23 protein-coding genes and 1 other annotated feature are annotated in these 25,173 nt (G+C 46.5%); of the genes, 5 read left to right on the plus strand and 18 right to left on the minus strand.

What is annotated here, in order from left to right:
- Window positions 1-2: 2 nt before the first annotated feature.
- The 10 genes from mutL to MHI12_RS17985 all read right to left on the minus strand — a co-directional run bounded on the left by mutL (window position 3) and on the right by MHI12_RS17985 (window position 13,175).
- Window positions 3-2,219, minus strand: coding sequence for a DNA mismatch repair endonuclease MutL (gene mutL / locus MHI12_RS17940; protein WP_405169932.1), 2,217 nt, complete (start codon window positions 2,217-2,219; stop codon window positions 3-5).
- A 21-nt stretch (window positions 2,220-2,240) separates the two neighbouring features.
- Window positions 2,241-5,042: a DNA mismatch repair protein MutS gene (gene mutS, locus MHI12_RS17945; RefSeq protein WP_405169933.1), complete on the minus strand. Its 2,802-nt coding sequence runs from the start codon at window positions 5,040-5,042 to the stop codon at window positions 2,241-2,243.
- 385 nt (window positions 5,043-5,427) lie between these two features.
- Window positions 5,428-6,678: a putative amidoligase domain-containing protein gene (locus MHI12_RS17950; protein WP_405169934.1), complete on the minus strand. Its 1,251-nt coding sequence runs from the start codon at window positions 6,676-6,678 to the stop codon at window positions 5,428-5,430.
- A gap of 201 nt (window positions 6,679-6,879) precedes the next feature.
- On the minus strand, window positions 6,880-7,440 hold the full coding sequence (locus MHI12_RS17955; protein WP_017687912.1) for an outer spore coat protein CotE: 561 nt from the start codon (window positions 7,438-7,440) through the stop codon (window positions 6,880-6,882).
- A 75-nt stretch (window positions 7,441-7,515) separates the two neighbouring features.
- Window positions 7,516-8,493: an aromatic acid exporter family protein gene (locus MHI12_RS17960; RefSeq protein WP_405169935.1), complete on the minus strand. Its 978-nt coding sequence runs from the start codon at window positions 8,491-8,493 to the stop codon at window positions 7,516-7,518.
- 132 nt (window positions 8,494-8,625) lie between these two features.
- Complete coding sequence (locus tag MHI12_RS17965) at window positions 8,626-8,775, minus strand: hypothetical protein (protein ID WP_167544411.1); 150 nt, start codon at window positions 8,773-8,775, stop codon at window positions 8,626-8,628.
- A gap of 67 nt (window positions 8,776-8,842) precedes the next feature.
- Window positions 8,843-9,634, minus strand: a complete 792-nt coding sequence (locus MHI12_RS17970) for an ABC transporter permease (protein WP_405173018.1) — start codon at window positions 9,632-9,634, stop codon at window positions 8,843-8,845.
- A gap of 38 nt (window positions 9,635-9,672) precedes the next feature.
- The gene (locus MHI12_RS17975) at window positions 9,673-10,467 is read right to left on the minus strand and encodes an ABC transporter ATP-binding protein (RefSeq protein WP_405169936.1); all 795 of its coding nucleotides are present in this window, start codon (window positions 10,465-10,467) and stop codon (window positions 9,673-9,675) included.
- 29 nt (window positions 10,468-10,496) lie between these two features.
- Complete coding sequence (locus MHI12_RS17980; RefSeq protein ID WP_341007905.1) at window positions 10,497-11,501, minus strand: ABC transporter substrate-binding protein; 1,005 nt, start codon at window positions 11,499-11,501, stop codon at window positions 10,497-10,499.
- 159 nt (window positions 11,502-11,660) lie between these two features.
- Window positions 11,661-13,175: a carboxypeptidase M32 gene (locus tag MHI12_RS17985; RefSeq protein ID WP_405169937.1), complete on the minus strand. Its 1,515-nt coding sequence runs from the start codon at window positions 13,173-13,175 to the stop codon at window positions 11,661-11,663.
- A gap of 350 nt (window positions 13,176-13,525) precedes the next feature.
- Between MHI12_RS17985 and MHI12_RS17990 the strand changes: the two genes are divergently transcribed.
- The 4 genes from MHI12_RS17990 (at window position 13,526) to MHI12_RS18005 (ending at window position 15,722) form a co-directional block, all read left to right on the plus strand.
- The gene (locus tag MHI12_RS17990) at window positions 13,526-14,101 is read left to right on the plus strand and encodes a carbonic anhydrase (RefSeq protein ID WP_100527356.1); all 576 of its coding nucleotides are present in this window, start codon (window positions 13,526-13,528) and stop codon (window positions 14,099-14,101) included.
- Window positions 14,102-14,275: 174 nt separating this feature from the next.
- Window positions 14,276-14,842: a PadR family transcriptional regulator gene (locus tag MHI12_RS17995; RefSeq protein WP_036613540.1), complete on the plus strand. Its 567-nt coding sequence runs from the start codon at window positions 14,276-14,278 to the stop codon at window positions 14,840-14,842.
- 98 nt (window positions 14,843-14,940) lie between these two features.
- Window positions 14,941-15,438 (plus strand): hypothetical protein, encoded by a 498-nt coding sequence (locus MHI12_RS18000; protein WP_036613538.1) that lies wholly within the window; start codon window positions 14,941-14,943, stop codon window positions 15,436-15,438.
- A gap of 5 nt (window positions 15,439-15,443) precedes the next feature.
- Window positions 15,444-15,722, plus strand: coding sequence for a YxcD family protein (locus MHI12_RS18005; RefSeq protein WP_017687903.1), 279 nt, complete (start codon window positions 15,444-15,446; stop codon window positions 15,720-15,722).
- A 156-nt stretch (window positions 15,723-15,878) separates the two neighbouring features.
- Here the strand turns inward: MHI12_RS18005 and tyrS are convergent, their stop codons facing one another.
- The 8 genes from tyrS to MHI12_RS18045 all read right to left on the minus strand — a co-directional run bounded on the left by tyrS (window position 15,879) and on the right by MHI12_RS18045 (window position 23,748).
- Window positions 15,879-17,141: a tyrosine--tRNA ligase gene (gene tyrS / locus MHI12_RS18010; protein ID WP_036613950.1), complete on the minus strand. Its 1,263-nt coding sequence runs from the start codon at window positions 17,139-17,141 to the stop codon at window positions 15,879-15,881.
- Window positions 17,142-17,257: 116 nt separating this feature from the next.
- Window positions 17,258-17,485: a binding site (T-box leader), on the minus strand.
- Window positions 17,486-17,584: 99 nt separating this feature from the next.
- Window positions 17,585-18,034 carry a DUF4375 domain-containing protein gene (locus MHI12_RS18015; RefSeq protein ID WP_405169938.1) on the minus strand — a complete coding sequence of 150 codons (450 nt, stop codon included), beginning with the start codon at window positions 18,032-18,034 and terminating at the stop codon, window positions 17,585-17,587.
- A gap of 20 nt (window positions 18,035-18,054) precedes the next feature.
- Entirely contained in the window at window positions 18,055-18,498 is a 444-nt protein-coding gene (locus MHI12_RS18020) for an Imm63 family immunity protein (protein ID WP_405169939.1), read from the minus strand.
- 90 nt (window positions 18,499-18,588) lie between these two features.
- Window positions 18,589-20,058 carry a protein adenylyltransferase SelO gene (locus MHI12_RS18025; protein ID WP_405169940.1) on the minus strand — a complete coding sequence of 490 codons (1,470 nt, stop codon included), beginning with the start codon at window positions 20,056-20,058 and terminating at the stop codon, window positions 18,589-18,591.
- 300 nt (window positions 20,059-20,358) lie between these two features.
- On the minus strand, window positions 20,359-21,675 hold the full coding sequence (locus tag MHI12_RS18030) for a nucleobase:cation symporter-2 family protein (RefSeq protein ID WP_076328508.1): 1,317 nt from the start codon (window positions 21,673-21,675) through the stop codon (window positions 20,359-20,361).
- Window positions 21,676-21,986: 311 nt separating this feature from the next.
- Window positions 21,987-22,766, minus strand: a complete 780-nt coding sequence (locus MHI12_RS18035) for an NRDE family protein (RefSeq protein WP_405169941.1) — start codon at window positions 22,764-22,766, stop codon at window positions 21,987-21,989.
- A 46-nt stretch (window positions 22,767-22,812) separates the two neighbouring features.
- On the minus strand, window positions 22,813-23,112 hold the full coding sequence (locus MHI12_RS18040; RefSeq protein WP_341007911.1) for a Dabb family protein: 300 nt from the start codon (window positions 23,110-23,112) through the stop codon (window positions 22,813-22,815).
- A gap of 54 nt (window positions 23,113-23,166) precedes the next feature.
- On the minus strand, window positions 23,167-23,748 hold the full coding sequence (locus tag MHI12_RS18045; RefSeq protein ID WP_076317587.1) for a TetR/AcrR family transcriptional regulator: 582 nt from the start codon (window positions 23,746-23,748) through the stop codon (window positions 23,167-23,169).
- 223 nt (window positions 23,749-23,971) lie between these two features.
- On the opposite strand from MHI12_RS18045, the gene MHI12_RS18050 reads away from it, so the two are divergent.
- Window positions 23,972-25,087, plus strand: coding sequence for an NADH:flavin oxidoreductase (locus tag MHI12_RS18050; protein WP_405169942.1), 1,116 nt, complete (start codon window positions 23,972-23,974; stop codon window positions 25,085-25,087).
- Window positions 25,088-25,173 lie beyond the last annotated feature (86 nt).

Below are 25,173 nucleotides of genomic sequence, written 5' to 3' on the forward strand. Positions count from 1 at the left end.
AGCTACATAACACGTTTGAACAATTTTTCCAGATCATATGTTGAAAATGAAATCACAATCGGCCGCCCATGAGGACAAGTGTAGGGCTGACGACATGAACCCAGACGCTGAATCAACACTTCCGCTTCCTGATCCGTCAACTTTTGGTTTGCTTTGATGGACGCCTTGCAGGAGCACATAATGGATGCAGCTTCTCGCATCTTGGCCACATCTATGCTGCGTTCACTAAGAACCCATTCGGACATTTCTTCGATAATGTCTTTCTCGTCCCCTTTGGGGAACCAGAACGGATGGGAGCGCACACGGAACGTCTGTCCACCAAAATGTTCCAAATATACACCCGCCTGTTCGAACCAGGCCAGCCTTGTTTTCAGTTTTTCCGTCTCCGAAGGTGTAAATTCGAGCGTAATAGGCAGCAGTAACTCTTGTGAGGCCTGGGCAGGGTTACCAAATTTCTCGTAATAGTACTCATAATTCACGCGTTCATGAGCGGCATGCTGATCAATCAAATATAAACCTTGGTCATTTTGCGCAATCAAATACGTACCATGATGCTGTCCGATCAGACTCAGCTCCGGAAATGCGGGCATGGAAGCATCCGATTTAATGGCAGCAGCAAGTTTAGTAGCATCAGGCAGACCTGAAGTTTTCCACGTCCGTTCACTTCTCGGAACTGAAGACGGATTATACGATGAACGTGCTTCCCTAACCCGTGAATATACGGATTCGGAGCGATACGTAGCTGGTTTACCTTCAGCCAACGGTTTTTCTGTTGCTCCACGATCCCCACCATCTTGAGAAGAGAGGTCAGATTTGGGAACAGTTTCGGTAGAACTTGTACTTACATCCTTAGTGCCTTCTTGCACGTTAACAGATGTCTGCCCCCCGTCATGACTAGCAATCTTCTGCAAAATATCCCCGTTCCAACTTTCTAACTGCACAGGGGGATGTGTAATCTCAGGTGGAGCTTCGGGCAACGGCACCGACTGACCCTGTTCAGATACTGACTGTGCTGTGGACACATCCGCCGGAGCATCCAAATCCAGATCATCATCTTCGGCAGTCAACTTCAGCGGTGCAACAGTAGGTTTCCCGAGTGGACCTTGTTGCCCATATGCTTCTGCATCAGATGCATCTTTCAGCGGACCACGTGGAAAGAGGAATTGCTCCTGAATAAAGGAACTATCGTCCCCACGTCGAATCTGCTGTTTTTTGACCTGTGGAATCAGTACCTCCTGCCGGAGTATACCCCGCAACGTCGTCTCTATAAATTCATACAGTTCTGGTTCCTTGCTGAAGCGAACCTCCAACTTGGCCGGATGCACGTTCACATCCACAAGAGAGGGGTGCATCTCCAACTGCACCACGACAAGTGGGAAGCGATTAATGGGCAGCAAGGTATGGTAGGCTTTGAGAATCGCCTGATTGAGACCGTAATTGCGAACAAATCTCCCATTAACAATCGTTGACATACCATTACGATTCGCTCGTGTCCATTCTGGCAGGCTGATCAGCCCGCTCACCCGGTAATCCAGACTTTCTCCCTGTATGGGAAGCATCGCTTTGGCAGCACTTGTACCATAGATCGCTGCAACCACTTGCAGCAGATCGCCGTTGCCCAACGTCTGAAGCAACACATTCTCATTATGGCGCAGTCTGAACGAAATATTTGGGTGAGACATCGCCATCCGGTAAAGGACATCGGATATATGTCCCAGTTCCGTCTGGATCGTTTTCATATATTTAAGTCTGGCTGGTGTATTGTAAAATAGCTCTCTCACTGCAAAATCTGTACCTTGGGGTGAGGTTGCATCTTCATGAGAGACAAGGTTCCCGCCTTCAATCACGATGCGGCGCCCCCGCCCATCATTGTCACTTGCCGACAATACCTCTACCTTGGATACTGCGGCAATACTCGCCAAGGCTTCGCCACGGAATCCAAGACTTGTGATCTGGAACAGATCTCGGCCATGTGCTATTTTACTGGTCGCATGACGATAAAAGGCAGTTTCCATATCCTCTGGCTCGATACCTGAACCATTGTCTTTGACACGAATACTGAGGAGTCCGCCCTCTTCCACCGTCACTTCAATCTTGGTGGCGCCTGCATCCACCGAGTTTTCGAGCAACTCTTTGACAACCGAAGCAGGCCGTTCGACCACTTCACCCGCCGCAATCTGGTTGGCAATATGTTCATCAAGCACATGTATTTTCGCCACAGGTTTTCCCCTCCCTTATACTCAGGATAATTGCTGTGCCTTCAATTTGAGTTCATTCAATATCTGCATCGCCTGAAGAGGCGTCATATTCATGACATCGATATCTTTCATCGTACGGATGAATTCTCGCGCTGGTTTATCCACCGCAACTACATCCGGTTTCGTTGCCACACTTGGCTCATCATCCCCAAAGATGGACAGTTGAACCACATCCGAATGGTTTGCGCTGGACTGTCCTTTGCTGTTTGATTTCTTGGTATGCTGCTTCCCGGCCGACTCTTCAATAGAAGGTGTGTACTCTGCACTCTCCACAATCTCATGCTCACGGATCAATGGTGCTGAATCCGTGTGTTGGAATTCTACACCTTTTACGTTCAGGCCCGCTTCCTGCTTTTCGTTTCCGATATATTCACTGCCCACCGCTACCTGAGCAGCCGCATGTTCAAACCCATGCAATAGTCCATTCGCCCGCTCAATAATGCTATCAGGCAGACCTGCAAGGCGTGCACAATAGATACCATAACTGCTGCTGGCTGCCCCGGCAATCAATTTGCGCAGGAAATTAACTTTGTCACCACTCTCCTGTACCGCCATCGAGTAGTTGGCCAGCTTGTCCAGACTCTCCTCCAGATGAGCAAGTTCATGGAAATGAGTTGATACAAGGGCTTTACAGCCGATAATATCATGTACATATTCAATAACAGACTGAGCAATCGCCATACCTTCGCTGGTCGATGTCCCACGTCCCAATTCATCGATAATAATCAGACTGCGTGGTGTGGCTTTGTCCGTCATGACCTGAATGTCGGCCATCTCCACCATGAATGTGCTTTGTCCGCCAATGAGATCATCCGCGGCACCGATCCGTGTGAAAATGCGATCCATGATCGGCACTTCCGCCTGACCCGCAGGTACAAAACAACCCACTTGTGCCAAAATGGAGATTAAAGCGACCTGTCGCATATACGTACTCTTACCAGCCATATTTGGTCCAGTAATCAGCAGAATACGTGCCTCTTCCTTGGTCATTGCGGTGTGATTGGCAATAAATGCGCCATCTCGCATGACCGCCTCAACGACCGGATGGCGTCCTTCTTCCACAACCAGATCATAACCGTCGGTCAACGTAGGTCGTACAAAGTTGCGCTCAGCACTGATCACCGCAAAAGATTGATACACATCAATTTCTGCTACCTGTTCGGCCAGCTTCTGCAATCTTGCAATCTCTTTATTCAACCGCTCGCGCAGCTTTGCGAACAGCCCATACTCAATATCAACCATTTTGTCCTGAGCTTCGAGAATCAGCGTCTCTTTTTCCTTCAACTCCGGCGTAATGTAACGTTCTGCATTGGCGAGTGTCTGTTTACGTTCATAACGTCCCTCTGGCAACGCGGACAGATTGGACTTGGTGATCTCGATATAATAACCAAATACTTTGTTATATCCAATCTTCAGTGATCGAATGCCTGTCGCCTCACGCTCTCTCGCTTCAAGCTCCGCAATCCACTGTTTCCCGTTAACCGAAGCCTCACGCAATTCATCCAGACGTTCATGGTACCCTTCACGGATCAGGCCTCCGTCCCTTACCGATACCGGCGGCTCGTCCACAATGGCTTGCCCGATGGCTTCACGCAGATCATTGCAATCATCCATCGTTTCGGCAATATGCTGCAATGTTGCGGAAGATGATCCTGCGCAATGCTGACGAAGTCCTGGAATTTTCTCCAGCGATGACTTGAGCGCATTCAGGTCACGACCATTGGCATTACCAAACGCAATCCGGCCTACCAAACGCTCCAGATCATAGATGTCTTTAAGTTCTGCCCGCAGGTCCTCACGCAATATAAACTGGTTGTACAGCGTATCCACTGCTTCAAGACGCTCATTAATCTTCCCTTTTTGCAATAATGGCTTATCGACCCAGCGACGCAGCATTCTTGCACCCATGGACGTCTCCGTCCGATCAAGTAACCAAAGTAATGAACCTTTTTTGGAGCGTTCACGCACAGTTTCAACCAATTCCAGGTTCCGGCGGGTAAACGGGTCCAAGATCATGTAATGATCGGGCTCATACGTTGAGATTTGAGATAATTGCCCTAGAGAACGTTTCTGTGTCTCACTCAGATAGGAGAAAAGACGTGCAATGCACGCTTGACGTTCAGGCTCTAATCTTGCCCAGACAGCCTCGCCAAACTGTTGGCGAACCAGATCTTCCTTATTCTTTGTCCACGACGTGTAGACCACAGGGCGACCGATTGGAGACGCCTCGGCTTCTACCGTTTCAAGCAGCGCTGCATCCCCTACCAGCTCTGATGGTTCGTAGATGCCGATTTCATCTTTAAGCCATTCCTTGGAATAGGGCACCGATGTCACATACAACTCACCCGTTGACAGATCACAGGCCGCCAGCGCCAGCGTATTTTGATTACCTGTAAGACAGACCATGTAGTTGTTGGACTTGTCACCGAGTGTCTTGCCTTCCATTACCGTTCCCGGTGTAACCACACGTACAATTTCACGTCGTACCATGCCTTTGGTTACACTTGCATCTTCCATCTGTTCGCAAATTGCAACTTTATATCCTTTTTCAATCAGACGCTGTATGTAATTGTCAGCCGAATGATAAGGTACACCGCACATCGGAATTTTGTCATCCGTGCCTCCGTTGCGCGCGGTCAGCGTGATCTCAAGTTCACGAGCAGCATTAATCGCATCCTCGAAGAACAGTTCATAGAAGTCACCCAGTCTAAAAAATAGAAAAGCATCTTGTGCTTCGGCCTTCACTTGCAAATATTGTTGAATCATTGGCGTATACTGAGCCATGATGAATATCCTCCATCCTGTTCCTATAATGTCAGGAAGAAACGCGTCCTGGAAGGACAATAAGACGGTCAGGCACTGTGTTAGCGCCTCCGCCTTATGTGTTGGCTATTCGCCACTTCCTTCAAGGGTTGCTGCTCCATATCTTCCGTAGCTCTCACTTATAAAGGTTGTTCAAAAAGTCCGCTTTTGATTACGAAGGATTCCTAGTGGCATCATCAGCGTCGAATATGGCATTCAGCCGAAATTTCCGTTGCTCACGTAGTTTTCCTACGCTCCGCTACTCCATTTCTAGCTTCATCCCATCTTCTCGGTACTGAAAACCGTTCTTTTTGAACTCGCACTTAAAAAGACTTGTTTCTTATTATATCAAAAAAACGTCCGTACTTCATGAACCTGCCCGAATATTCCAGAGTTTACGAATATCGCGGCTCTCATCCCAAGTTCTTCCCAGTTTTAATTGAAGGATTAACGGAGACGCATACCGTTCATAACGTGCATATCCATCCAACCTCTTCAGATCATCTACGAGAGCTGGAATGTGTTCCTTAATCACTTCACGCTTTCCTTCATAAAAAGCGGTATGAACCTCAGCTTTCGCCAACGGACGCTGCCGTAATTGAGTATACCCGCTCGCGATCAGACCTGCCAAGGCCACAACACCTTTTGCAACAAGGGGCGACACAAGAAAGCTGGGTAACGTACGATACTCAAACCCACCATAGGATTTCAGGCGAAAATCACCAAGTGCTCCATAACGGGGTCGTCTTCCCGATCCACGGGGGTCTTGCAGAAATGCCAGTGGCAATGCCAGATAATTGTCCAGTGCACGAAGCAGTTCCCCGGTAAGATTCACCCCGCTAAAATGAATATGACCACCCAGAGGTAACCCCCGTTGTGGCATTCCTCCTGCCTGCCAGATGAGCGAGTGATCACTGATGCTGCGGGAAGCGGCTGCGAATGCCCTCATCAGATGGGCCAGCAGTTCTCGTGGTTCGGAGCTGGGAGCCGGTCGCAGTTCGGCAACCGGATATATGCGCCGTCCACCAATCGTCACGGAATCACAGCCTGCCATTCCTGTACGTTCAAGAAATCTAGAGGCGGGTACGATTTTGGATTCCGGCATCTGCACCAGAAGAAACTCCGGGTCCATGCCGAGTATTGGAATGGGTCTGTGACTCACTTCCTCATCCAGCAGTTCCTGATGCTGCTTCCAGCTTTCCCTATAGGTAGCAGCAAGGTTGGTCACCCCTTTCCAGGGACATGGATCAATCGAAATCACTGCACAACCGCCGTTCCCTGAGGATTCCATTCGAACAGCTCCATGATCCAGTCCTAGCGTATACAGCGTTTTGATCGCAAGTCGTTCTATGCGCTTGAATAAGGTTGAACTCGCTTCACGCTCCAACAGAGTTTCCTGTGCCCCTCCCATGCCACTAGTATCCTTGCGTTTGATCCGAATCGCCTGCAGACAGCTTATCTCTACGTCATAGCGTACACGCAAGCCTGGTTCACGTTTGCGCCGATCGTGCAGTGACAATACTTCAATGCCTGCCTGTTTCAACCGTTCTGCACGTTCTCCAGAAGTCATCCTTTCATATCGGCGCAGCGCTTCCTCCGCTTGTTCCATCACATTCATTACGTCCCCCCTCCCGGATCATGCAACTAAAATAAAAATAACCCCGCAATGCGGAGCCTTCCCGTGAAAGGTATTCCAGGCACATTGCGAGGCTCGTTACCACCCATTTTTTAATATTTAAGAAGAAAGAGGGCTCACGCCCTCTTCACCGCGCCTTCTGGCGCATATGATACCTTAGGTTATCAAATACAGGCGTCAAACTCACAGCTCATCGTCGAGCAGATCGGGATCGAGATCGTCATAATCTCCATCGGCACTGCCAAAGTCATAGTCCTTGTCTTCGTAGTCACCGCAACCATCTGTGCAGACCTTCACACAAACTTTGGTTTCGGCAACGAGTTCCACAGCGAATTCCCGTTCTACCCGGATAATTACACTGCTTCCACCTGCTGATACTGTGGCTTCCACACAGCTAGGTTCCTGCGTTGCATCCGCAGATACCTCCACTGTGGAAGTCCGGTGTTTCGGGTCCAGATAGGACAAAGGCACATGTTCTACATACGACACCGTTTCTTTGGCTACATCCGTCTGCGAATTCTTGTCATAGGAATACCAAATGTTGATATCGTAAGTACCAATAACTTCAATTCCGTCACCCGCTGATACGGCTTCATATTGGTGGTTGATAATCCAAGCCCCCAAAATACTTGTCGGACCATTTGGCGGAGTCACGGTATGTGTTACGGTAGAGAACTTACGACCTTTGCCGCAGATCGCCTTCGTGATAATCTCTCTACATTGATGTTTATGACTCAATGACATCTTTAAACCTCCTCCATACAATCATTCACTACAAGTGTATGCAGGGCATTCGTCTAGGGTGACAACTATTTTCTATTATTCGTTTGTAGATTGGGACCGGTCCGAGATTGGGGACGGCGCTTTGTCCTTCTTCGCGACTTTCAGATACAGCGCGAGTTCACGGCACAGCTGGAGAATTGCGGAACGAATCTCGAATTCTTCCCTTGTATCCGGCAGCTCCATACGTTTGAATTCTTCTTGCACATCTGCAAGAAGTTTTTCAGTTCGTCCGGTGTAAGATTCAGTAAGTACATCCTGACTAAGCTGATCGAACAGCTCCGAGACCATTTCCGCATGTGGCATCTTCTGATAGATCTGGGACACCAGATGCATCATGTGCTGGATGGAGTCCAGCTGCGTTTTGCGCATATAGAAGTAGACACTCCATTCCTCATTCGGATGAATCACCTGATTCTCCAGAGAACGCTTGGCAGCATCAATACCGCCAAGTATTGCTTTATCTGCTTCAATCAGCTCTCTCCCCGCCCACGCTTCATTGGGATTACGCAGCGTGGCTGCAAATTCCTTAAAAATCTTCGAGAAGAGTTCATCAATTCGTTTGCGAATGCGCAGCATCTGTGGATCTGCTGCCGGCATATAGGCCAGGTTCACCGCCATTGCGGAACCAAGACCAATCAGTAACAAAGCAATTTGTACGAGGACAACATTCACGTCCATCTCTCCGCCGCTGAATACCCGAAACACAACGACTGAACCTGTTACAATACCTTCTTTGAAGCCTACCCGGACAATAGCCGGGAATGCGATCAATATGTATACCGCCAGCACCCAATAATGGAAGCCTAGAAAGTGAAAAAGTACACTTGCAAATAAAAGTCCAACCACGGAAGCAAAGAACCGCGCCGATATGGTGCGAATACTTCGTTTTCTCGTTACATCCACGCCAAGAATGGCAAGCAATCCCGCTGATGTTGGTCCCGGCAAGCGACACCAGTCTGCAATCAATACAGCCATTAATGCGGCGATTGCAGTTTTAATTACCCTAAAACCCATTTAACATTCCAACTCCTCTAAGCTACAAAAAAAATTCTTAGCCAGCTCGTCGCCTCATTCATTTATCATGACTAGTATGTCTCATCCAAATATAAACTAGACGACATCAACCGACATGCGCATGCATGCCGGTCACAGCAACACGCCCCGAATGAGGGACGCTGGCAAGTTAGATCGTTGCGACAGAACCTCAAGGCCCTCTTCTCCAATCATCGCATTCATTCCGGATCTGCGCGGAATAATCATACTAAATATGGTACTTGATTTTACGGTATCGGGCAACGTGACACCCCTTGTGAAATTGTATACATATCATACCCGGTCACATTTCGAGTAAAACACGTCCGAATCACCTGCGGCCAGCCAGCATTTTGCGTTCTGCATAGACAACAAGTTGGTACATGGCTGTTGCAACTGCAGCAATAATTAACAGACTCGATAATACAAGTGTGAAGTTGAATACCTGGAATCCGTAGATAATGAGATAACCAAGCCCTTGTTTGGCGACCAAAAACTCACCCACAATTACACCCACCCAAGCCATGCCAACGTTCACTTTCAAAGTGGATACAATCGCCGGAAAAGAAGCAGGTAATACAACTTTTGTAAAAATCTCGGAACGGTCTCCACCAAACGTACGAATGACTTTAATATAATTGGGATCCACTTCATTGAAGCTGTTATACACGACCAGTGTCGTGATAATGACCGTGATGGACAATGTGGTCATGACAATCGCTGTAAAACCCGCGCCGAACATCACAATAAAGATCGGGCCAAGTGCTACCTTTGGCATACTGTTGAACACAACCATATAGGGGTCCAACACTTTGGACAAAAAAGGAGACCACCAAATTAAAACCGCAAGCAAGGTTCCCACCAGAGTTCCGAGTAAAAAACCAACTGCCGTTTCCCCCACGGTTACCCCAACATGTGCCCACAAATCGCCACTAGCGATGTCCTTGCCAATCTGGGCAAAAACCTTACTCGGATAACTGAATAACAGTACATCAATCCAACGGAGTCTGCCTGCGACTTCCCATAGCAAAAACATACATACTAGCATAGATAACTGTACGGCAAGCACTTGATGTCGCCATCTGGCCACCTGCTGAATATGATTCCGATGCAGCTGCCCCATCCATTCGTCACGCTTTTCCTGCTTCGGATTCATTGGATTCACGCGTCTTCCTCACCTCCCCCGGACTGATCCAGTTCACTCCACAACGCCTGAAACAACGCATTGAATCCTTCTTGCTCCCTGGCATGGAAGGGCTGAGCCTTCCGAATTTCATCGGGGATGATAAACTCACGACGGATGCGGCCGGGATTACGATCAAGCACAATAACGCGGTCACTGACCGCAATGGCTTCAGACAAATCATGGGTGACGAGAACAGAGGTTTTTCCAAACTGTTTTAACGTGTCCGAGACCAGATCCTCCAGTTGCAGCTTGGTTTGATAATCAAGTGCTGAGAATGGTTCATCCAACAATAAAATTCCCGGGTCGGTTGCCAACGTGCGCACCAGAGCCACTCGCTGTCTCATACCCCCTGAAAGTTCTGATGGGTACTGATTCTCCGTTCCGGCCAACCCCATACTTACCAGCAGTCCCCGTACACGCTCACGGCTCCGTTCATCCAGTCTGCCTGTCAGTTCAAGACCGATCAAGGCATTATCCAGAATGGTCCGCCATGGAAACAGATAGTCCTGTTGAAGCATATAACCAATCTGTGCTGAGGGGCCGCCAACGAGTTTGCCTTTAACCTTAACCTCTCCTCGGGTGGGTGTGAGCAGCCCGGCGATGATCGACAACAATGTCGTTTTACCGCATCCACTCGGTCCAACCAGACTGACGAACTCTCCTTTTTGGATCTCCAGACTCAAGTCCTCAATCACCAAGGAAGCTTCCCGCTCGCTGACGTATACTTGAGAGATCCCCTCCAGTCGGATCACACTTTCGGATTCAGGCATTCTGCTCACTTCCTTTCCTGAATACCCCATTACTTTGATTTCGTAACTTCTTCCGCATAGGCATTATCCACAATGGCATTCAAATCCACGCGTTCTTTCAACTCTCCGGCGGCACTCATGACATCAAGCAGATTGTTCCACTCTTCCTCATCAATGATTGGGTCCGTTGCATAGCTGCCCTGTTCCTTATAACGATTCACACTGCTTACCATAATGGCTGGATCGATGTCTTTGAAAAAAGGAGAAATGACTTCAGCAATCTCTTCAGCCGTATGGGAATCCACCCATGCCTGCGCTTTGTGCAGACCATTCGTAAACTTCTGTACGATATCCTTATTGTCGTTAAGATAACTCTGTTTCGTCATGAAGACGGTGTAAGGCAGAAGACCACCTTCTGTGCCAAACGATGCAACAACCTTACCCCGACCTTCTTGTTCAAAGATGGATGCCTGGGGTTCAAACAGTTGAACATAATCCCCCGTGCCTGAGGCGAAAGCAGACGCAATGTTGGCAAAGTCCACATTTTGAATCAGCTCCAGATCACTTTGAGGATCAATGCCATGTTTGTTCAGTGCGAACTCCCCTGCCATTTGCGGCATGCCGCCTTTGCGTTGACCGAGAAATGTGGAATCCCTCAGTTGTTCCCAATCGAAGCTGCCTTCTGTGTTACGAGCGAACAGAAATGTACCATCCGTCTGGGTGAGCTGGGCAAAGTTAATGACCGGATCTTCCGCTCCCTGCTGATAGACGTATATGGACGTCTCCGCTCCTACCAGTGCGATATCCACCGAGCCTGCGAGTAATGCCGCCATCGTTTTGTCACCACCAGCAGTCGTTTGAATATCCACCTCAAGTCCCTGCTCTTCAAAAAAACCTTGAGCCACAGCCACATACTCCGGTGCGTAAAATACCGAACGAGTCACTTCGCCAATCGTAATCTTGGCTTCATTCTCTTCCTTATTACAGCTGGTGAGCGCCACAATGATAATCAGCAGAATAACGATTCCCCGGACGAACCATGGCGTGTATTTCATGTTGTTTCCCTCCTTCACTGGTTTCAGCAGTTTCTCTCTATTATGGATATGCCGATGCCCAACAAAAGGTTAAGAACTTAAATGCAAAAAAGAGCCGGGCAATGATGCCCGACTCTTCAGCTCTTCGAAATGTTATTCAATATGTTATATATGGGATATCTACAGCTTGTAAATCTCGGCATATTTGGCTTCCAGATAATCAGCCAGATAATCCGGGTTCAATTCTTCACCCGTTACGGCAACAATCAATTCGGACGGTGTGCGACTTCTACCATACTGGTAGATCTTGTCTGTAAGCCATTCCTTGATTGGAATCAGATTACCTTCGGCAATGAGGGTATCAAACTCCGGCATTTCCTTGCGCAATGTATGTAGAATTTGAGCTGCATACATATTACCCAGAGAATACGAAGCAAAGTAACCAAAGTCACCACCGGACCAGTGAACATCCTGAAGAACGCCGTCTCCATCATTCATTGGCATAATACCGAGGTATTCCTTGTATTTTGCATTCCAGGTCTCTGGCAGGTCTTTCACTTCCAGACCATCGTTGAATAACATTTTCTCGATCTCATATCGGATAATAATATGCAGGTTATAGGTTAGTTCATCCGCTTCAATCCGAATGAGTGAACTCTCCACCCGGTTGATTGCACGATAGAAATCTTCCAGTTCAACCTCGCTCAATTGCGGGAAATGCTGCTGCAAATCTTTGTAATAACGTGTCCAGAATGGCAGGCTGCGACCAATCATGTTTTCCCATAGACGGGACTGAGACTCATGAATCCCCATGGACGTTCCTTCGGCAAGAAGGGTACCCGCCAGACTGTCATCAATATTTTGCTCGTATAGGGCATGTCCGCCCTCATGCAGTGAACTGAAGACTGCGCTTGCTACATCATCTTGCAGATAATGTGTTGTGATCCGCACATCACCCGGGTTAAGACCCGTTGCAAAAGGATGAACACTCTCGTCCAATCGTCCAGCTTCAAAGTCATAGCCCATTTGTTCCAGGATGAACAGACTGAATTTTTCCTGATGTTTGGTGTCAAACAACTGATTCAGGAACTCTGTATTTGGCTTGTTTTCTGAAGCATTAATCTTCTCTTGTAGAGGCACCAAACGTGCTTTGAGGCGGGCGAACACAGCGTCCACTTTCTCAACCGTCAGATCCGGTTCATACATATCAAGCAACGTATCATAACGGGTATCCTTCACACCCCAATAATCAATAAACTCCTGTTTGAGCTTAACGATATCTGTCAGATAAGGCGAGAAACCTGCAAAATCACTGTTATGCTTGGCATCTTCCCATGCCGTTTCAGACTTGGCTGTTAGCACGGTATATGCTTGTACTTTTTCCGGTGGTACGGATTGACTGCGATCATATTCTTTCTTGCAATCTTCAACCAGACGACGATCTATATCTTCGAGCTGTTCCAATACTGCTGGAGTCGTTAATGCATCCAGGTAAGTCTTCATGTCAGCCGAGGTTTGCAGCTTGAATGCTTCGGTGGACAACATACCCAGCGTCTCCGAACGAGTCGGAACGCCTTTTTTCGGCGCACCTGTACGCAGATCCCAGTGAAGCAAACCAATGGCTTCATGATAGCTCTTAATTTTACGAGCCAGATTACGGAAGGATTCCAAATGTTCCTGTGTTTGTTTATCCATTGTTATCGTTCACCTCTTCAAAAAAAATGTTATACCCTATTGATGATACTTTTTGCATTGCGTATAATCAACTTTTAACAGATGAAAAATGCATTGTTCTCCTAAAGATACGTGTTCAAAAAGTCTGGTTTTCATTACCGCGAAGATAGAAATGGCGTTCAACTTCGATGCTGATGATGCCCTCAGGCATGATTTGTAATCAAAAGTGGACTTTTTGAACAACCTCTAAAGGGTTGGAGTAATGCCATCTGCTGACCGTGAAATACTATTTAAAGCAAAGGCGCGTAGGACAAGCTGCATCATATGCAAGTGGCCGTGCTCGTCGTATTGGATAACAGGAGGCAATGGACATGAACAACATTCAAGAGATTTTGGCTTACAACAAATCATTTGTCGAGACCAAAGAATACGAAAAGTATACGGCTGGCAAGTTTCCAACCAGAAAGATGGTTATCATCACTTGTATGGATACACGTCTTGTGGAATTGCTGCCCAAGGCCATGAACCTGAAAAACGGTGATGTGAAAATCATCAAAAACGCAGGCGCAATTATCTCTCAGCCTTTCGGGAGTGTAATGCGTAGTGTACTTGTCGCCATCTATGAACTGGGTGCAGATGAAGTCCTGGTAGTGGGGCATACGGAATGTGGTATGGCTTCCCTTCACGCTGAGACCATGATTGGACATATGGTTGAGCGTGGCGTATCTGAAGAAGTCATGACAACCCTGGAGAATTCAGGCATCCGTTTGCAAAAATGGTTGCGCGGGTTTGACAGCGTCGAAGAAGGGGTAAAACATACTGTGGAAGTGATCAAGAAGCATCCTTTACTTCCTCCCAATGTACCCGTCCACGGCATGGTTATCGATTCTGCCACAGGTGAGCTTGATCTTGTCGCTGAGGGGTATGGACAACAGGCATCTCTCTAAATGGTTTGGAGTGCGGACCTTATGGTTCGCACTTTTTTTTGTCTAAATTAAGGCAGTTGTTCTGTCAGGTTGTCAAACCATACAGTTTCAGTGTACACTTTTTATGAAAGCGGTCAAAGAAAGTAAAAACGATTGTTCTCTCTGACCTAGCCCTAATATTAAGGAGACATGTGCATGAACATACTTTCCTACGGATTGCTCGGGCTGCTTACCCGCGAGGAGTCATCGGGCTATGATCTGATGCTGAAGATCCAGCCACATTGGCAGGCGAAACACAGCCAGATCTACCCACTCCTGTCCAAGATGGAAAACGATGAGTTATTGGCCTCCCGCTGGGTACAACAGTCTGACAAACCGGACAAGAAAATGTACGCAGTTACGGAAAAAGGCATTGAAAAGCTCTTGGAATGGATGATTACTCCTGTTACCGCACCGGTTACACGCGATGAATTTAATTTGCGTATTTTGTGTGTTGGCATAGCGGAAGACGGAAGCATGAGACGCATTCTTAACGAGCGTAAAAGCTGGTTTATGGAACGCATACGTTATTTCGAGGATCTGAAGTCACGTATACCTCAGGATAATCTTCGTGTAGGCAACCGAGATTTTGGAAGCTACATCCTGGTACAAAAAGGGTTAATGCACGCACAAACAGGCCTGGAATGGTGTCATTGGGTTACCCAATTGCTTGATGGCCAAGCTGCAATTCAAGACCCAAGTCCAAGCGTTTCAGAAATTTAATAAAATTTGAAACGTTCCTGCAAGTTGACCGTATTACATGAGTAAGGCCCATTTTTGGGCGATTCAAACAAATTAATCGGGGGGTTACGATCTTTACAATGAAGAAAAAATTCGGAGTTAAACATCTAATGATGGTATTTATGGCCTTTACATTATTGTTCGCAACAGTGGGAGTAACGAATCCGGATTCTGCAGATGCAAGACGTGGTGGCGGATTCAAATCCGGTACAAAAAGTTATAGCAATACACCTAAGAAATCCGACAGCAATGTAAGCAAATCGAATACGAATAACAACTCCAGCAATGGAGCAGCTACAACGAACCGTGGCGGATTCTTCGGCGGTGGCGGCGGATTCATGAAAGGCATGATGCTTGGTGGTCTTGCTGGTATGATGTTTGGCGGATTGTTCGGTGGCATGGGCGCTCTGGGTAACATCCTTGGATTGCTCGTGAACGTTGCAGCAATTATGTTGATTGTTATGCTGGCTATGGCACTCTTCAGAGCCATCTCCAATCGTCGCAAACCTGCAGCGGATGGTCGTTATGACCGTCGCAATGATCGTGATGATGACCGTAACAGAAACGGACGGTACTAATCTCTATGGTTCTGAGCATGGATGAAATTGTGAATGCAATCTGTATTCATATGGCAGAACGTAAGGGTGTACGTCCAACGGATGTGAACGTAGAACTGAGCTGGGAAGAAGATACAGGTTATTCCGCTGAAGTTTGGATTCAAGGCCGTAGTCAATATCTGGTGGAGTCCAATATGATTGAAGCGATTCTTCGTTACCTGCACAGTGAATACAACATCCGGGCGTACCGTGAGAACGTACGACTTGATCTGGATGAAGAGATCACAGCGATCGTTAATCAATAAGATAGGTCACTCACTGGCCTGATATACGAAAGACCGCCTCCCCTCTGTCGCCTGACAGAGATGGAAGGCGGTCTTTTTGTTTCTGTATTTGTAGCTTTATTTGTGCGTCTATTGTAGTCTCTATACGTCTCTGTGTTACGTTCTAATTCTTGGAAACTACGATTGAAGTTTAACCAGGCTGTAGTTCTTCTTACCTTTACGGATAATGATGAATTTACCGCCGATGGCATGCTCTGCCGAGACTGTGAATTCAAGCTCTGTGATTTTCTCACCGTTCATGGAGATAGCGCCTTTAGTGACATCCTCACGCGCCTGGCGTTTGGATGGTTCCAGACCCAGATCTACGAGCCAGTCCACGATATTTTTGGCTTCGCCGTCCGTTTCGAATGTTGGCATTTCCTTGAAGCCCTGCTCGATTTCATCTGCTGTCAGGGAACGAATATCACCACTGAACAGCGCCGCTGTAATACGCTTAGCCTGTTCGAGCATTTCTTCGCCGTGAACAAATTTTGTCATTTCTTCCGCGAGTGCTTTCTGTGCTTCACGTCTGTGCGGTTCTGTCTCTACCTTTTCAGCCAAAGCTTCAATTTCTTCTTTGCTCAGGAAGGTAAAGTATTTCAAGTATTTGATCACATCACGGTCATCTGTATTTGCCCAGAACTGGTAGAATTCAAATGGTGTCGTTTTGTTCGGATCAAGCCAGATTGCGCCGCCAGCTGTTTTACCAAATTTCGTTCCGTCGGATTTGAGCATGAGCGGAATAGTCAGACCGTACGCCTTCGCTTCAGATCCTTCTTTTTTACGAATTAGATCAAGACCACTCGTGATATTCCCCCATTGATCGGAACCGCCGATTTGAAGCTGTACATCTTCGTTCTGGAACAGGTGCAGGTAGTCGAGTGATTGAAGGATCTGGTAGGAAAACTCGGTGAACGAGATTCCGCCTTCCAGTCTGCTCGCAACTACATCCTTAGCCAACATTGTATTGAGGTTAAAGTTTTTGCCGTAGTCACGCAAGAATTCAATGACATTGATTTTGTGCGTCCAATCGTAGTTGTTCACCATGCGAACCTGATTATCACCGTCTGTTACAAACAACTTCTTCATCTGTGCTGTCAGTGCATCCACATTCTCCTGCACTTGCTCCATCGTTTGCAAAGAACGTTCTGCCTGCCGACCACTTGGATCACCAATCGTACCTGTAGCTCCACCAATCAGAATGACTGGACGATGTCCTGCCAGTTGAAAACGTTTCAGCATCATGAATGGAATGAGATGTCCGATATGCATGCTATCCCCCGTAGGGTCAACGCCGCAGTACAGTGAGATTGATTTGGTTTCAGTCAACTCACGCAGTCCCTCTGCATCTGTCTGCTGGTTAATGGCGTCACGCCACTGTAGTTCATCAATAATATTCATTTGTATAACCCCTTTTCTATCCTCAAGATTCAGTCATGATCTACGTTAAATTACGAAATAACACCCTGGAACGGCTTTTTTGGACACAAAAAAATCGCCTCCTTGTCTTCATTAGACACAGGGACGATTATCATAACCGTGGTACCACCCAAATTGCATGGACAACACGTGAGCTTAACACGTTATCCATACCACTTTTGGCAATATATCGTTTGCCCATCCGCTTGGCATTACCCAAGTACTCCAGAGTGTAATTCGCAGCCCTTGTATGTATCAGGTTCCATCAACCCCTGACTTTCTGTAACAGGGACAAAGCCGCTACTGCGCTCTATCAACGTGATTCATGTATTCAATTTATAGCAAGTATAGCCGAACGTTTCAGTCATTGCAAGACCAAGTATGCAATCTTTGAACAGAAGATCGGATGCATAGTTGAAACCAGATTATATAATCATCATGTTCAATTTTCCGTGATAATAACCATAGGCTTTCTCCGCGATCTGATCCTCATTGTTCCAAAACTGCTGATCCAGCGCATCTAAATGCTGCTCTTGTTCCTTGGTCAAGAATTTAGGAATATCCCACAGTTCGGTAAGCCTTTCATCCTCTTTCAAGTGCTCAATACAGCCGTATGCCAACGTTATAATCTCCACGACTTGAGTCGCATCAATGATATGTAATGCCCGCAACGCGTAACGGTATACCTCTTCCCCCCAGTTACAGAAAAACTGAATAAAACCGCCGTTAAAGATATCCGCCTCTAACAGCCATAAAGCAACAATGTCCTGCTCGTTCGAAGTCAACGAAGCCCAGCCCTGTTCAGATTCATTCTTTTTTTTGACAAATAACACAGCATAGTCATACCATACATCATTAATATCTTGCTCGCTCATGTAACACACCTCATTTTTATTTATTTCATGCCCTCTAACTCCTGACGTTTACCCGTCTGATGCCAATGTAAATACGGATTACCGATCTGCTGGAAGGCTTCCAGAACACCCCTGTTCAGGTCCTTCATCACATCATTTGTATAGTTCAAATGCGTCTCTTTATTATCCACACCATGTCTTTCCAACAACCCTACATGCGTCGCAGTGAAAATAATATCTTCCAGCAACCAATAGATGACTTCATCTAGATGTTTCACCCGTTTCTCCAATGAGACGAGACCACGTTCGTATATTCGAACGATATACGTATCTTCTCCACTCTCTACATAGGGCACCCCATCCCATTTAAAGCTCTCAAACAAGCGGTTAACATAGTTCTGCATCTGTTCCCTAGGGAAAGACGTACGCTCTAAAAGCTGTAAAAGGATGTCTGCCAATTGTTGTTTGCTTAACATGTTGGACATGAATGCACCTGCCTCTATAAAGTAACATCGATGACAGAATGAAAAAATGAAAAAGCTGCCGAAGGCAGCCTCTTCTTCCGTATTGTTCAATCAGGTCCCACAAAAAGTTTGGTACGAAGTATTGCATTGTGCAGGTAGTTCGGCATATTCAGCCTGCTCAGGTGAGTGCGCGAACGGATCTGAAAGAACTGCCAAAAGCTTCTCCATCACGCTAAGGTCTCCGTGATTCTCCGCTCGCTCAAGGGCTTCCTCTACCCGATGATTGCGGGGGATGACGGCTGGATTGCTTGTTCTCATCAACTGTCGAGAGACTTCCTTCTCCTCTTGCTGTCTGTCCAATCTTGCTTGCCACCGCTCATTCCATTCAGCAAATTCTGGCGTGCCAAACAAAGCTGTCCCTTCCAACCTATCAAAGGTCAATGCCAGGAACGTATTGGTGTAATCTGCACTATGTTTCTCCATGAGTTCAAGAAGATCCTTAATCAGCGCTTCATCTTCGGCCTCTTCATCCAACAAGCCCAGTTTGGCACGCATTCCCTTGAGCCAATGATGATGGTACAATTCAGAAAATTGTGCGATAGCATCCTGAGCGAGTTGCACAGCCTGTTCTTCATCTTCATGCAACAACGGCAGAAGCGTCTCGGCAAAACGAGCCAAATTCCACCCGGCAATATACGGTTGATTACCATAAGCATAGCGACCTTGCCTGTCAATGGAGCTAAATACCGTTGACGGATTGTAAACATCCATAAAAGCGCATGGACCATAATCAATGGTCTCACCACTAATGGCCATGTTATCCGTGTTCATCACACCATGAATGAAACCAACACGCTGCCATTGGGCAATGAGAGCCGCCTGCCGCTTAATCACTTCCTGAAGGAGCAAAAGATAACGATTCTCAGCTTGAGCAACATCAGGAAAATGTCGATGCAACGTATAATCAGCCAACGCCCGAAGATCGTCGATAGACCCCCATCTGGCTGCATACTGGAAGGTTGCTACCCGAATATGACTGGAAGCCACCCGGGTCAATATGGCCCCAGGCCGCTCTGTTTCGCGGATAATGTTTTCTCCTGTTGATACCACCGCCAGACTGCGTGTCGTTGGAATACCTAGTGCATACATCGCTTCACTAATAATATACTCTCGCAACATGGGCCCTACAGCAGCACGTCCATCTCCTCCACGAGAGTAGGGTGTTCTCCCTGAACCTTTCAGCTGGATATCCACTCGCTCGCCCTGTGGCGTAATCTGTTCACCCAGAAGCAAAGCGCGTCCATCACCAAGCATGTTAAAATTGCCGAATTGATGTCCTGCATAGGCCTGAGCCAAAGGCTCGGCCCCTTCCGGAATCAGGTTACCTGCAAAAATTTCCGCTCCTTCATCACTGTCAAGAGACTCCACATCCAGACCCAAGCTGGATGCAAGCAGTCTATTGAAAATAATCAGCTTTGGTGATTCAACAGGCACTGCGCCCTGACTTGTAAAAAAGGGTTGCGGCAACTGCGCATAACTATTCTCCAAGTTCCACCCTTTGTTCAACGTTTCTTGTTGCATGGTGATCACAACTCCTTTTCTGTACCCAAGGGATATCCCCTGGTTTTATTTTAGCCTTGTGAACCGATGCTCATTTATGTAGTCGCATGGAAATTCAATGTAGGGAACATCTAAAATGTTCTTGATGAAACTTTAGCATATTTGCATGCCTTTTGCATTCCTCATGAATCGTAAGCACCAAAAAATCCAAGAGGTTTCTTTGCCAAGTGGAATCATTGTCTTGCATTCCACTTCCCAGAAAACCATCTTGGATCTATTCCGCTTACTTACTACCAGATGACACGTCTGTTATTACAAGGATTACGTGTGTGCTTCCTGAGCCTGTACAGGCTGTACTGGCAAGCTCTCTTTTTTCCAAGCAAGGTTAAAGAAGACATTAAGCAGGATCGCTGACAGGCTTCCCGTGATAATACCATCGCTAACAATAATCCGAATACTTTGAGGAAGCTGGGCAAACAGGTCGGGTACAGCAGTAACACCGAGCCCAAGTGAAACGGAACAAGCCACGATTAATAGATTGGATTGTTTGCCAAAGTCGACGTTTTGCAGCATTTTGATCCCGGATGAGACGACCATTCCGAACAATACGACTGTCGCTCCACCTAATACAGCACTCGGAATAATCGTTGCAAAAGCAGCAACCTTGGGAATAAGTCCGAGAAAGACCAGAATGCCTCCGGCTGCAACTACAACATTGGTCGTTTTCACTTTGGAGAGCTGAACCAGACCGACATTCTGAGCAAATGTATTGTATGGAAAAGCATTGAATATGCCGCCAAGGACAAACGCGAGACCTTCTGCACGATATCCCCGTGCCAGATCGTTTTCGTTGATCGGTTGATCACAGATTTTGCTCAAAGCCATAAATACACCTGTAGATTCGATGATAACCACCGTACCTACAATAATCATTGTAATGATTGGGCCGATTTCGAAGGTAGGCCATCCGAAGTAAAAGGGTTGGGGCAAATGGAACCAGGAGGCTTCCTGTACAGAGGCAAAATTCACTTTTCCCATGATGGCTGCGATGAGGGTTCCCACAATAATACCAAGGAGAACAGCCAGGGATTTAACAAACCCGCGAGCATATCGATTCAGGATTAGAATGAACAGTAATACACCAAATGAAAGCGCCAAATTGTCCAAACTTCCGAAATTCTCGCTGTTTGCTCCACCCGCCATGTTTTTAATGCCGGTTGGGATTAGCGCAAGACCGATAATGGTTACCACTGTACCGATCACAACTGGCGGAAACAATTTGACGATTTTGCTAAAAAATACGGCAAAGATGACGATAAATAACCCCGCTGCGATGATCGACCCATATATGGCAGGAATTCCGTATTGCGATCCAATCGCAATCATAGGTGTCACCGCTACAAAAGAACTTCCGAGCACCGCTGGCAAACCAATACCCAGATACTTCCCTTTCCGAGCCTGAAGCCATGTTGCAATCCCACACGTTAACAGGTCAATGGATACCAGATACGCCAACTGCTCTGCAGTCAGATTTAGTGCTCTGCCCACAAGCAAAGGCACCAGAATTGCTCCCGCATACATCGCGAGTACGTGCTGAATCCCCAGTGAAAAAACTCTCATCTTTTTGGTTTCTTTCATCCCACGTTGCCCCCCTGAAATTAGAATCAACAGAACCGCTGCAAAATCATGTTATGTTGATTCACATTATATAAACTATTCAGGGAAGTTCCATGATTCATAACATAGAATTGTGATAAGAGATAAAGAGCCCAACTAAAATTGGGCGTGTTATACAAAAGGTACTCTCAAACGGTTTACGTCGCGTTATATTAGTTAACACAAATAACGAAAGTACTCTTTACACTCAGAAGCAATGAAACATGAACTTTGGATTTAACTTCAGTGATTCATGTAAATGCATAATGTCAGAACATCAAATTTTCCTATTCTCAGCTTGTCGAGTTAAGAGGTTTGATGTTAAAACGTTGCTCCATTACCTCTCCGTTCTGGTGAACCCTCTCCGTAAAAAACACTTCTTCTCTGTTCATCAGAACAACGGATGAAGCTCTGGTCCCATAGTCGAATTTCTCACTTTTAACGAAGATGGGAGAAAGCAAACGTTCCCATTCCAATGGAACACCTGTATGGGGTAAAAGCTCATCTACTGAAGGGTCTGCCATTTGCAGCAAACCTAATATTTGTTCTGTCAGGGTAGCTTCGTCCTCCCCTTGGATGATTTTCTCCAGCCCTTCTTTCCCACGTTTCACCTTCGGCCAATCCGTATTAATCAAGTGATTACTAATCCCGTATATTCCCGGTTCCAACTTCATCACAACATTACCTACATTAGAATAATAATAGAGGTCGTCAGGATCACCCACTAACAAATTGTAGCCAGGATAATCATTTCGGCTTTGCTCCACATGTTGCATATATTGCTTGGGTGTGGACGTTCCCTTCAAAAAATCAGCAACCAGATCTCCTCTTGAGCCTATGGCATGTACATCTTCATTCGGATCACGATAATTCGTGACAGCAGCCAGACGCCCCTCTGTGGTTACGCCCATCCAGGTTCCCATTTTCAACAAATCCCGACCAGCCAATATATGAGGATGATCTTCCCAATAGTGTGCTTGAGCCGTAGGTCTATGAAAGAATTCATCCCTATTTGATCCCAATATAAGCGGATACTTTGGATGCATGTTGTAAGCAAATAAAATTAAACACATGGGAATCTTCAACTCCTATATTCGTTAAACCTCTAATTTCGCGCCTTTATATCGCATAGTCAACTACAACTACATCTTCCACCCAACCATCCAGGGAAGCTACAAATGCCTGATGAGCAGGATGTGGACCATAGGCGCGCAATGCCTCCTGATCTTCAAACGTCACTCTCAATCCAATGGTATAACCTTGAATACGGTCCGTTTCTTCCGTTGTATTGATCCCTGCAGTCAGCGCGACAATCCCCGGGATTTGTTCCTGTAACGCGAGTAATTGATCCACCAATTCCTGCTGTTTGGCTAGTGTAGTTTTATCGTTAAATTTAAAAACAACCAAATGTTCAAACATCTTTTTATTCCTCCAATGTCCATTCGAATAGTAAGGCAATTTCGTTAAATGAAGTCAATTCAACAATTCCAATCCGCCCATCATATAGGGGACCACTCTGTTGGCTAATTCAGCAGGGGATTCCTGCCCGCCTTCAATATTCCATCGATAGGTCATTCCATAGATCGACCAGCTTAGCATGGTTGCCGTAATTTTCAGCGTTTTGGGATCTACATCCCCCGCTACTTTGCTCATTAATTCAAGAAGGAATTGCTCCAGTTGAGTCTTGATGTTCTCTTCAATAATTGGTGCAACCGTCTCATATTTTTTGATGCATCCATTACTTGAGACGTGATAGTCACATAATGAAAATATAAGCTGCTGTATGGTTTCGGCTGATAACCGGGCATCCGGGTCCACCCTTTTCGTTACATATTCCATAAAAGCATCCGATAACAAGGCTTCAAGCAGTGCATATTTATCCTGAAAATGGGCGTAGAATGTAGCCCTGTTAATTGTGGCTTGCTCCGTAATGTTTTGAATCGTAATGCTGTTGAAATTTTTAAGATTCAATTGGTTTAAAAACGCATCAAGAATTAATTGACGTGTGCGAATCACACGCGGATCATTCGAGTTTGGAGACAATACACCAGACATGTACCAATCCTCCTTTGTACACAAAATATTTGGTTAGACTCCTTCATTATAGATAAGTGTTATTTGTTCAACAAGTGAAAGTAAGTACAAAGACACCATACAATAATCCGTGTCTTTCGCTTAAGCAACAAAATGCTCCGATTGTTGGTTGAGCATGCCTATAGACCTTGTTAAGATTGCACTCGTACCCGCTTGATGGTGCATAATAATGGAGGTGCTTAGTTTGAGTAATCAACAACATAATGTTATTTCTACGGAGTTTCTGTTCCAACCATACACTGTTCAAAAATTAACCCTGTCCTCGCGCATCGTTATGTCCCCCATGGCTCGTGCCTTCTCCCCGGATGGTGTCCCGGGCCCCGATGTAGCCGCATATTATCGCCGACGCGCCGAGCATGGTGTTGGACTCATTATTACAGAAGGTGCGACGATTGAGCATCCATCAGCATCAAGTGAGCCTAGAATCCCTCATATGTATGGAGAAGCAGCTCTTCAAGGCTGGGCTGAAGTGGTCAAACAAGTCCATGAAGCCGGCGGCAAGATTTTCCCGCAAATCCTGCATATGGGCATTGTCCGTCCTTCAGGATCTCAACCTCACCCGGAAGCCGCGTCGCTTAGTCCATCAGGACTCGATATGGAGGGTACTCAGGTAAGTGCACCTATGACGGAGGAAGAGATCACAACAGTGATTCAAGCTTATGCCGATGCAGCGGCCAATGCGCAAAGCATTGGTTTTGACGGAATTGAGCTTCACGGTGCGCACGGTTTTCTGATCGATCAGTTTTTCTGGAAAACAACGAATAGGAGAACGGACCGCTATGGCGGTGACCTTCAGAAACGAACTCAATTTGCAGTTGAACTTGTAATGGCAGTTCGTGCTGCGGTAGGTCCTGATTTCCCTATTGCGATGCGGATTTCCCAATGGAAGATGAATGATTATCAAGCCAGACTGTTCGACACCCCCGAACAATTGGAACAATTCCTTCGTTTGTTAGTTGATGCGGGTGTAGATATCTTCCACTGCTCGACACGACGCTTCTGGGAGCCCGAGTTCGAAGGATCTGAGCTTGGATTTGCAGGTTGGGTAAGAAAACTGAGTGGTCAAACCACAATTACAGTCGGTTCTGTGGGCATGCCAGATGAGTCTGAAGCTGGAGCAGATAAAACAACACATCCAGGTATGGGCGAACTCATGAAGCGATATGAGCAAGCGGAATTTGATCTGGTAGCTGTGGGACGTGCACTCCTTGGTGATCCGGCGTGGGCTGCCAAAATACTCGAAGGCCGCATATCTGAGATACAGGCTTTTACACCTGAAGCACTCGCTACGTTACACTAAGAACAATTACTTATTGTTCCAGAGATTTTTTCTCCCCTATATATAGGTTTGAACTCATGAATCAACTATACTAAGCAAAGGGCTCG

The organism is Paenibacillus sp. FSL H8-0280 (assembly GCF_045040665.1).
Classification (GTDB): domain Bacteria; phylum Bacillota; class Bacilli; order Paenibacillales; family Paenibacillaceae; genus Paenibacillus; species Paenibacillus xylanexedens_A.

What these genes read in the sequence shown, in the direction of transcription:
- mutS (WP_405169933.1), bottom strand. Translation starts at nt 5,042, where the DNA reads ATGGCTCAGTATACGCCAATGATTCAACAATATTTGCAAGTGAAGGCC.
- MHI12_RS17950 (WP_405169934.1), bottom strand. Translation starts at nt 6,678, where the DNA reads ATGAATGTGATGGAACAAGCGGAGGAAGCGCTGCGCCGATATGAAAGG.
- MHI12_RS17955 (WP_017687912.1), bottom strand. Translation starts at nt 7,440, where the DNA reads ATGTCATTGAGTCATAAACATCAATGTAGAGAGATTATCACGAAGGCG.
- MHI12_RS17960 (WP_405169935.1), bottom strand. Translation starts at nt 8,493, where the DNA reads ATGGGTTTTAGGGTAATTAAAACTGCAATCGCCGCATTAATGGCTGTA.
- MHI12_RS17970 (WP_405173018.1), bottom strand. Translation starts at nt 9,634, where the DNA reads ATGGGGCAGCTGCATCGGAATCATATTCAGCAGGTGGCCAGATGGCGA.
- MHI12_RS17975 (WP_405169936.1), bottom strand. Translation starts at nt 10,467, where the DNA reads ATGCCTGAATCCGAAAGTGTGATCCGACTGGAGGGGATCTCTCAAGTA.
- MHI12_RS17980 (WP_341007905.1), bottom strand. Translation starts at nt 11,501, where the DNA reads ATGAAATACACGCCATGGTTCGTCCGGGGAATCGTTATTCTGCTGATT.
- MHI12_RS17985 (WP_405169937.1), bottom strand. Translation starts at nt 13,175, where the DNA reads ATGGATAAACAAACACAGGAACATTTGGAATCCTTCCGTAATCTGGCT.
- MHI12_RS17990 (WP_100527356.1), top strand. Translation starts at nt 13,526, where the DNA reads ATGAACAACATTCAAGAGATTTTGGCTTACAACAAATCATTTGTCGAG.
- MHI12_RS17995 (WP_036613540.1), top strand. Translation starts at nt 14,276, where the DNA reads ATGAACATACTTTCCTACGGATTGCTCGGGCTGCTTACCCGCGAGGAG.
- MHI12_RS18000 (WP_036613538.1), top strand. Translation starts at nt 14,941, where the DNA reads ATGAAGAAAAAATTCGGAGTTAAACATCTAATGATGGTATTTATGGCC.
- MHI12_RS18005 (WP_017687903.1), top strand. Translation starts at nt 15,444, where the DNA reads ATGGTTCTGAGCATGGATGAAATTGTGAATGCAATCTGTATTCATATG.
- tyrS (WP_036613950.1), bottom strand. Translation starts at nt 17,141, where the DNA reads ATGAATATTATTGATGAACTACAGTGGCGTGACGCCATTAACCAGCAG.
- MHI12_RS18015 (WP_405169938.1), bottom strand. Translation starts at nt 18,034, where the DNA reads ATGAGCGAGCAAGATATTAATGATGTATGGTATGACTATGCTGTGTTA.
- MHI12_RS18020 (WP_405169939.1), bottom strand. Translation starts at nt 18,498, where the DNA reads ATGTCCAACATGTTAAGCAAACAACAATTGGCAGACATCCTTTTACAG.
- MHI12_RS18025 (WP_405169940.1), bottom strand. Translation starts at nt 20,058, where the DNA reads ATGCAACAAGAAACGTTGAACAAAGGGTGGAACTTGGAGAATAGTTAT.
- MHI12_RS18030 (WP_076328508.1), bottom strand. Translation starts at nt 21,675, where the DNA reads ATGAAAGAAACCAAAAAGATGAGAGTTTTTTCACTGGGGATTCAGCAC.
- MHI12_RS18035 (WP_405169941.1), bottom strand. Translation starts at nt 22,766, where the DNA reads ATGTGTTTAATTTTATTTGCTTACAACATGCATCCAAAGTATCCGCTT.
- MHI12_RS18040 (WP_341007911.1), bottom strand. Translation starts at nt 23,112, where the DNA reads ATGTTTGAACATTTGGTTGTTTTTAAATTTAACGATAAAACTACACTA.
- MHI12_RS18045 (WP_076317587.1), bottom strand. Translation starts at nt 23,748, where the DNA reads ATGTCTGGTGTATTGTCTCCAAACTCGAATGATCCGCGTGTGATTCGC.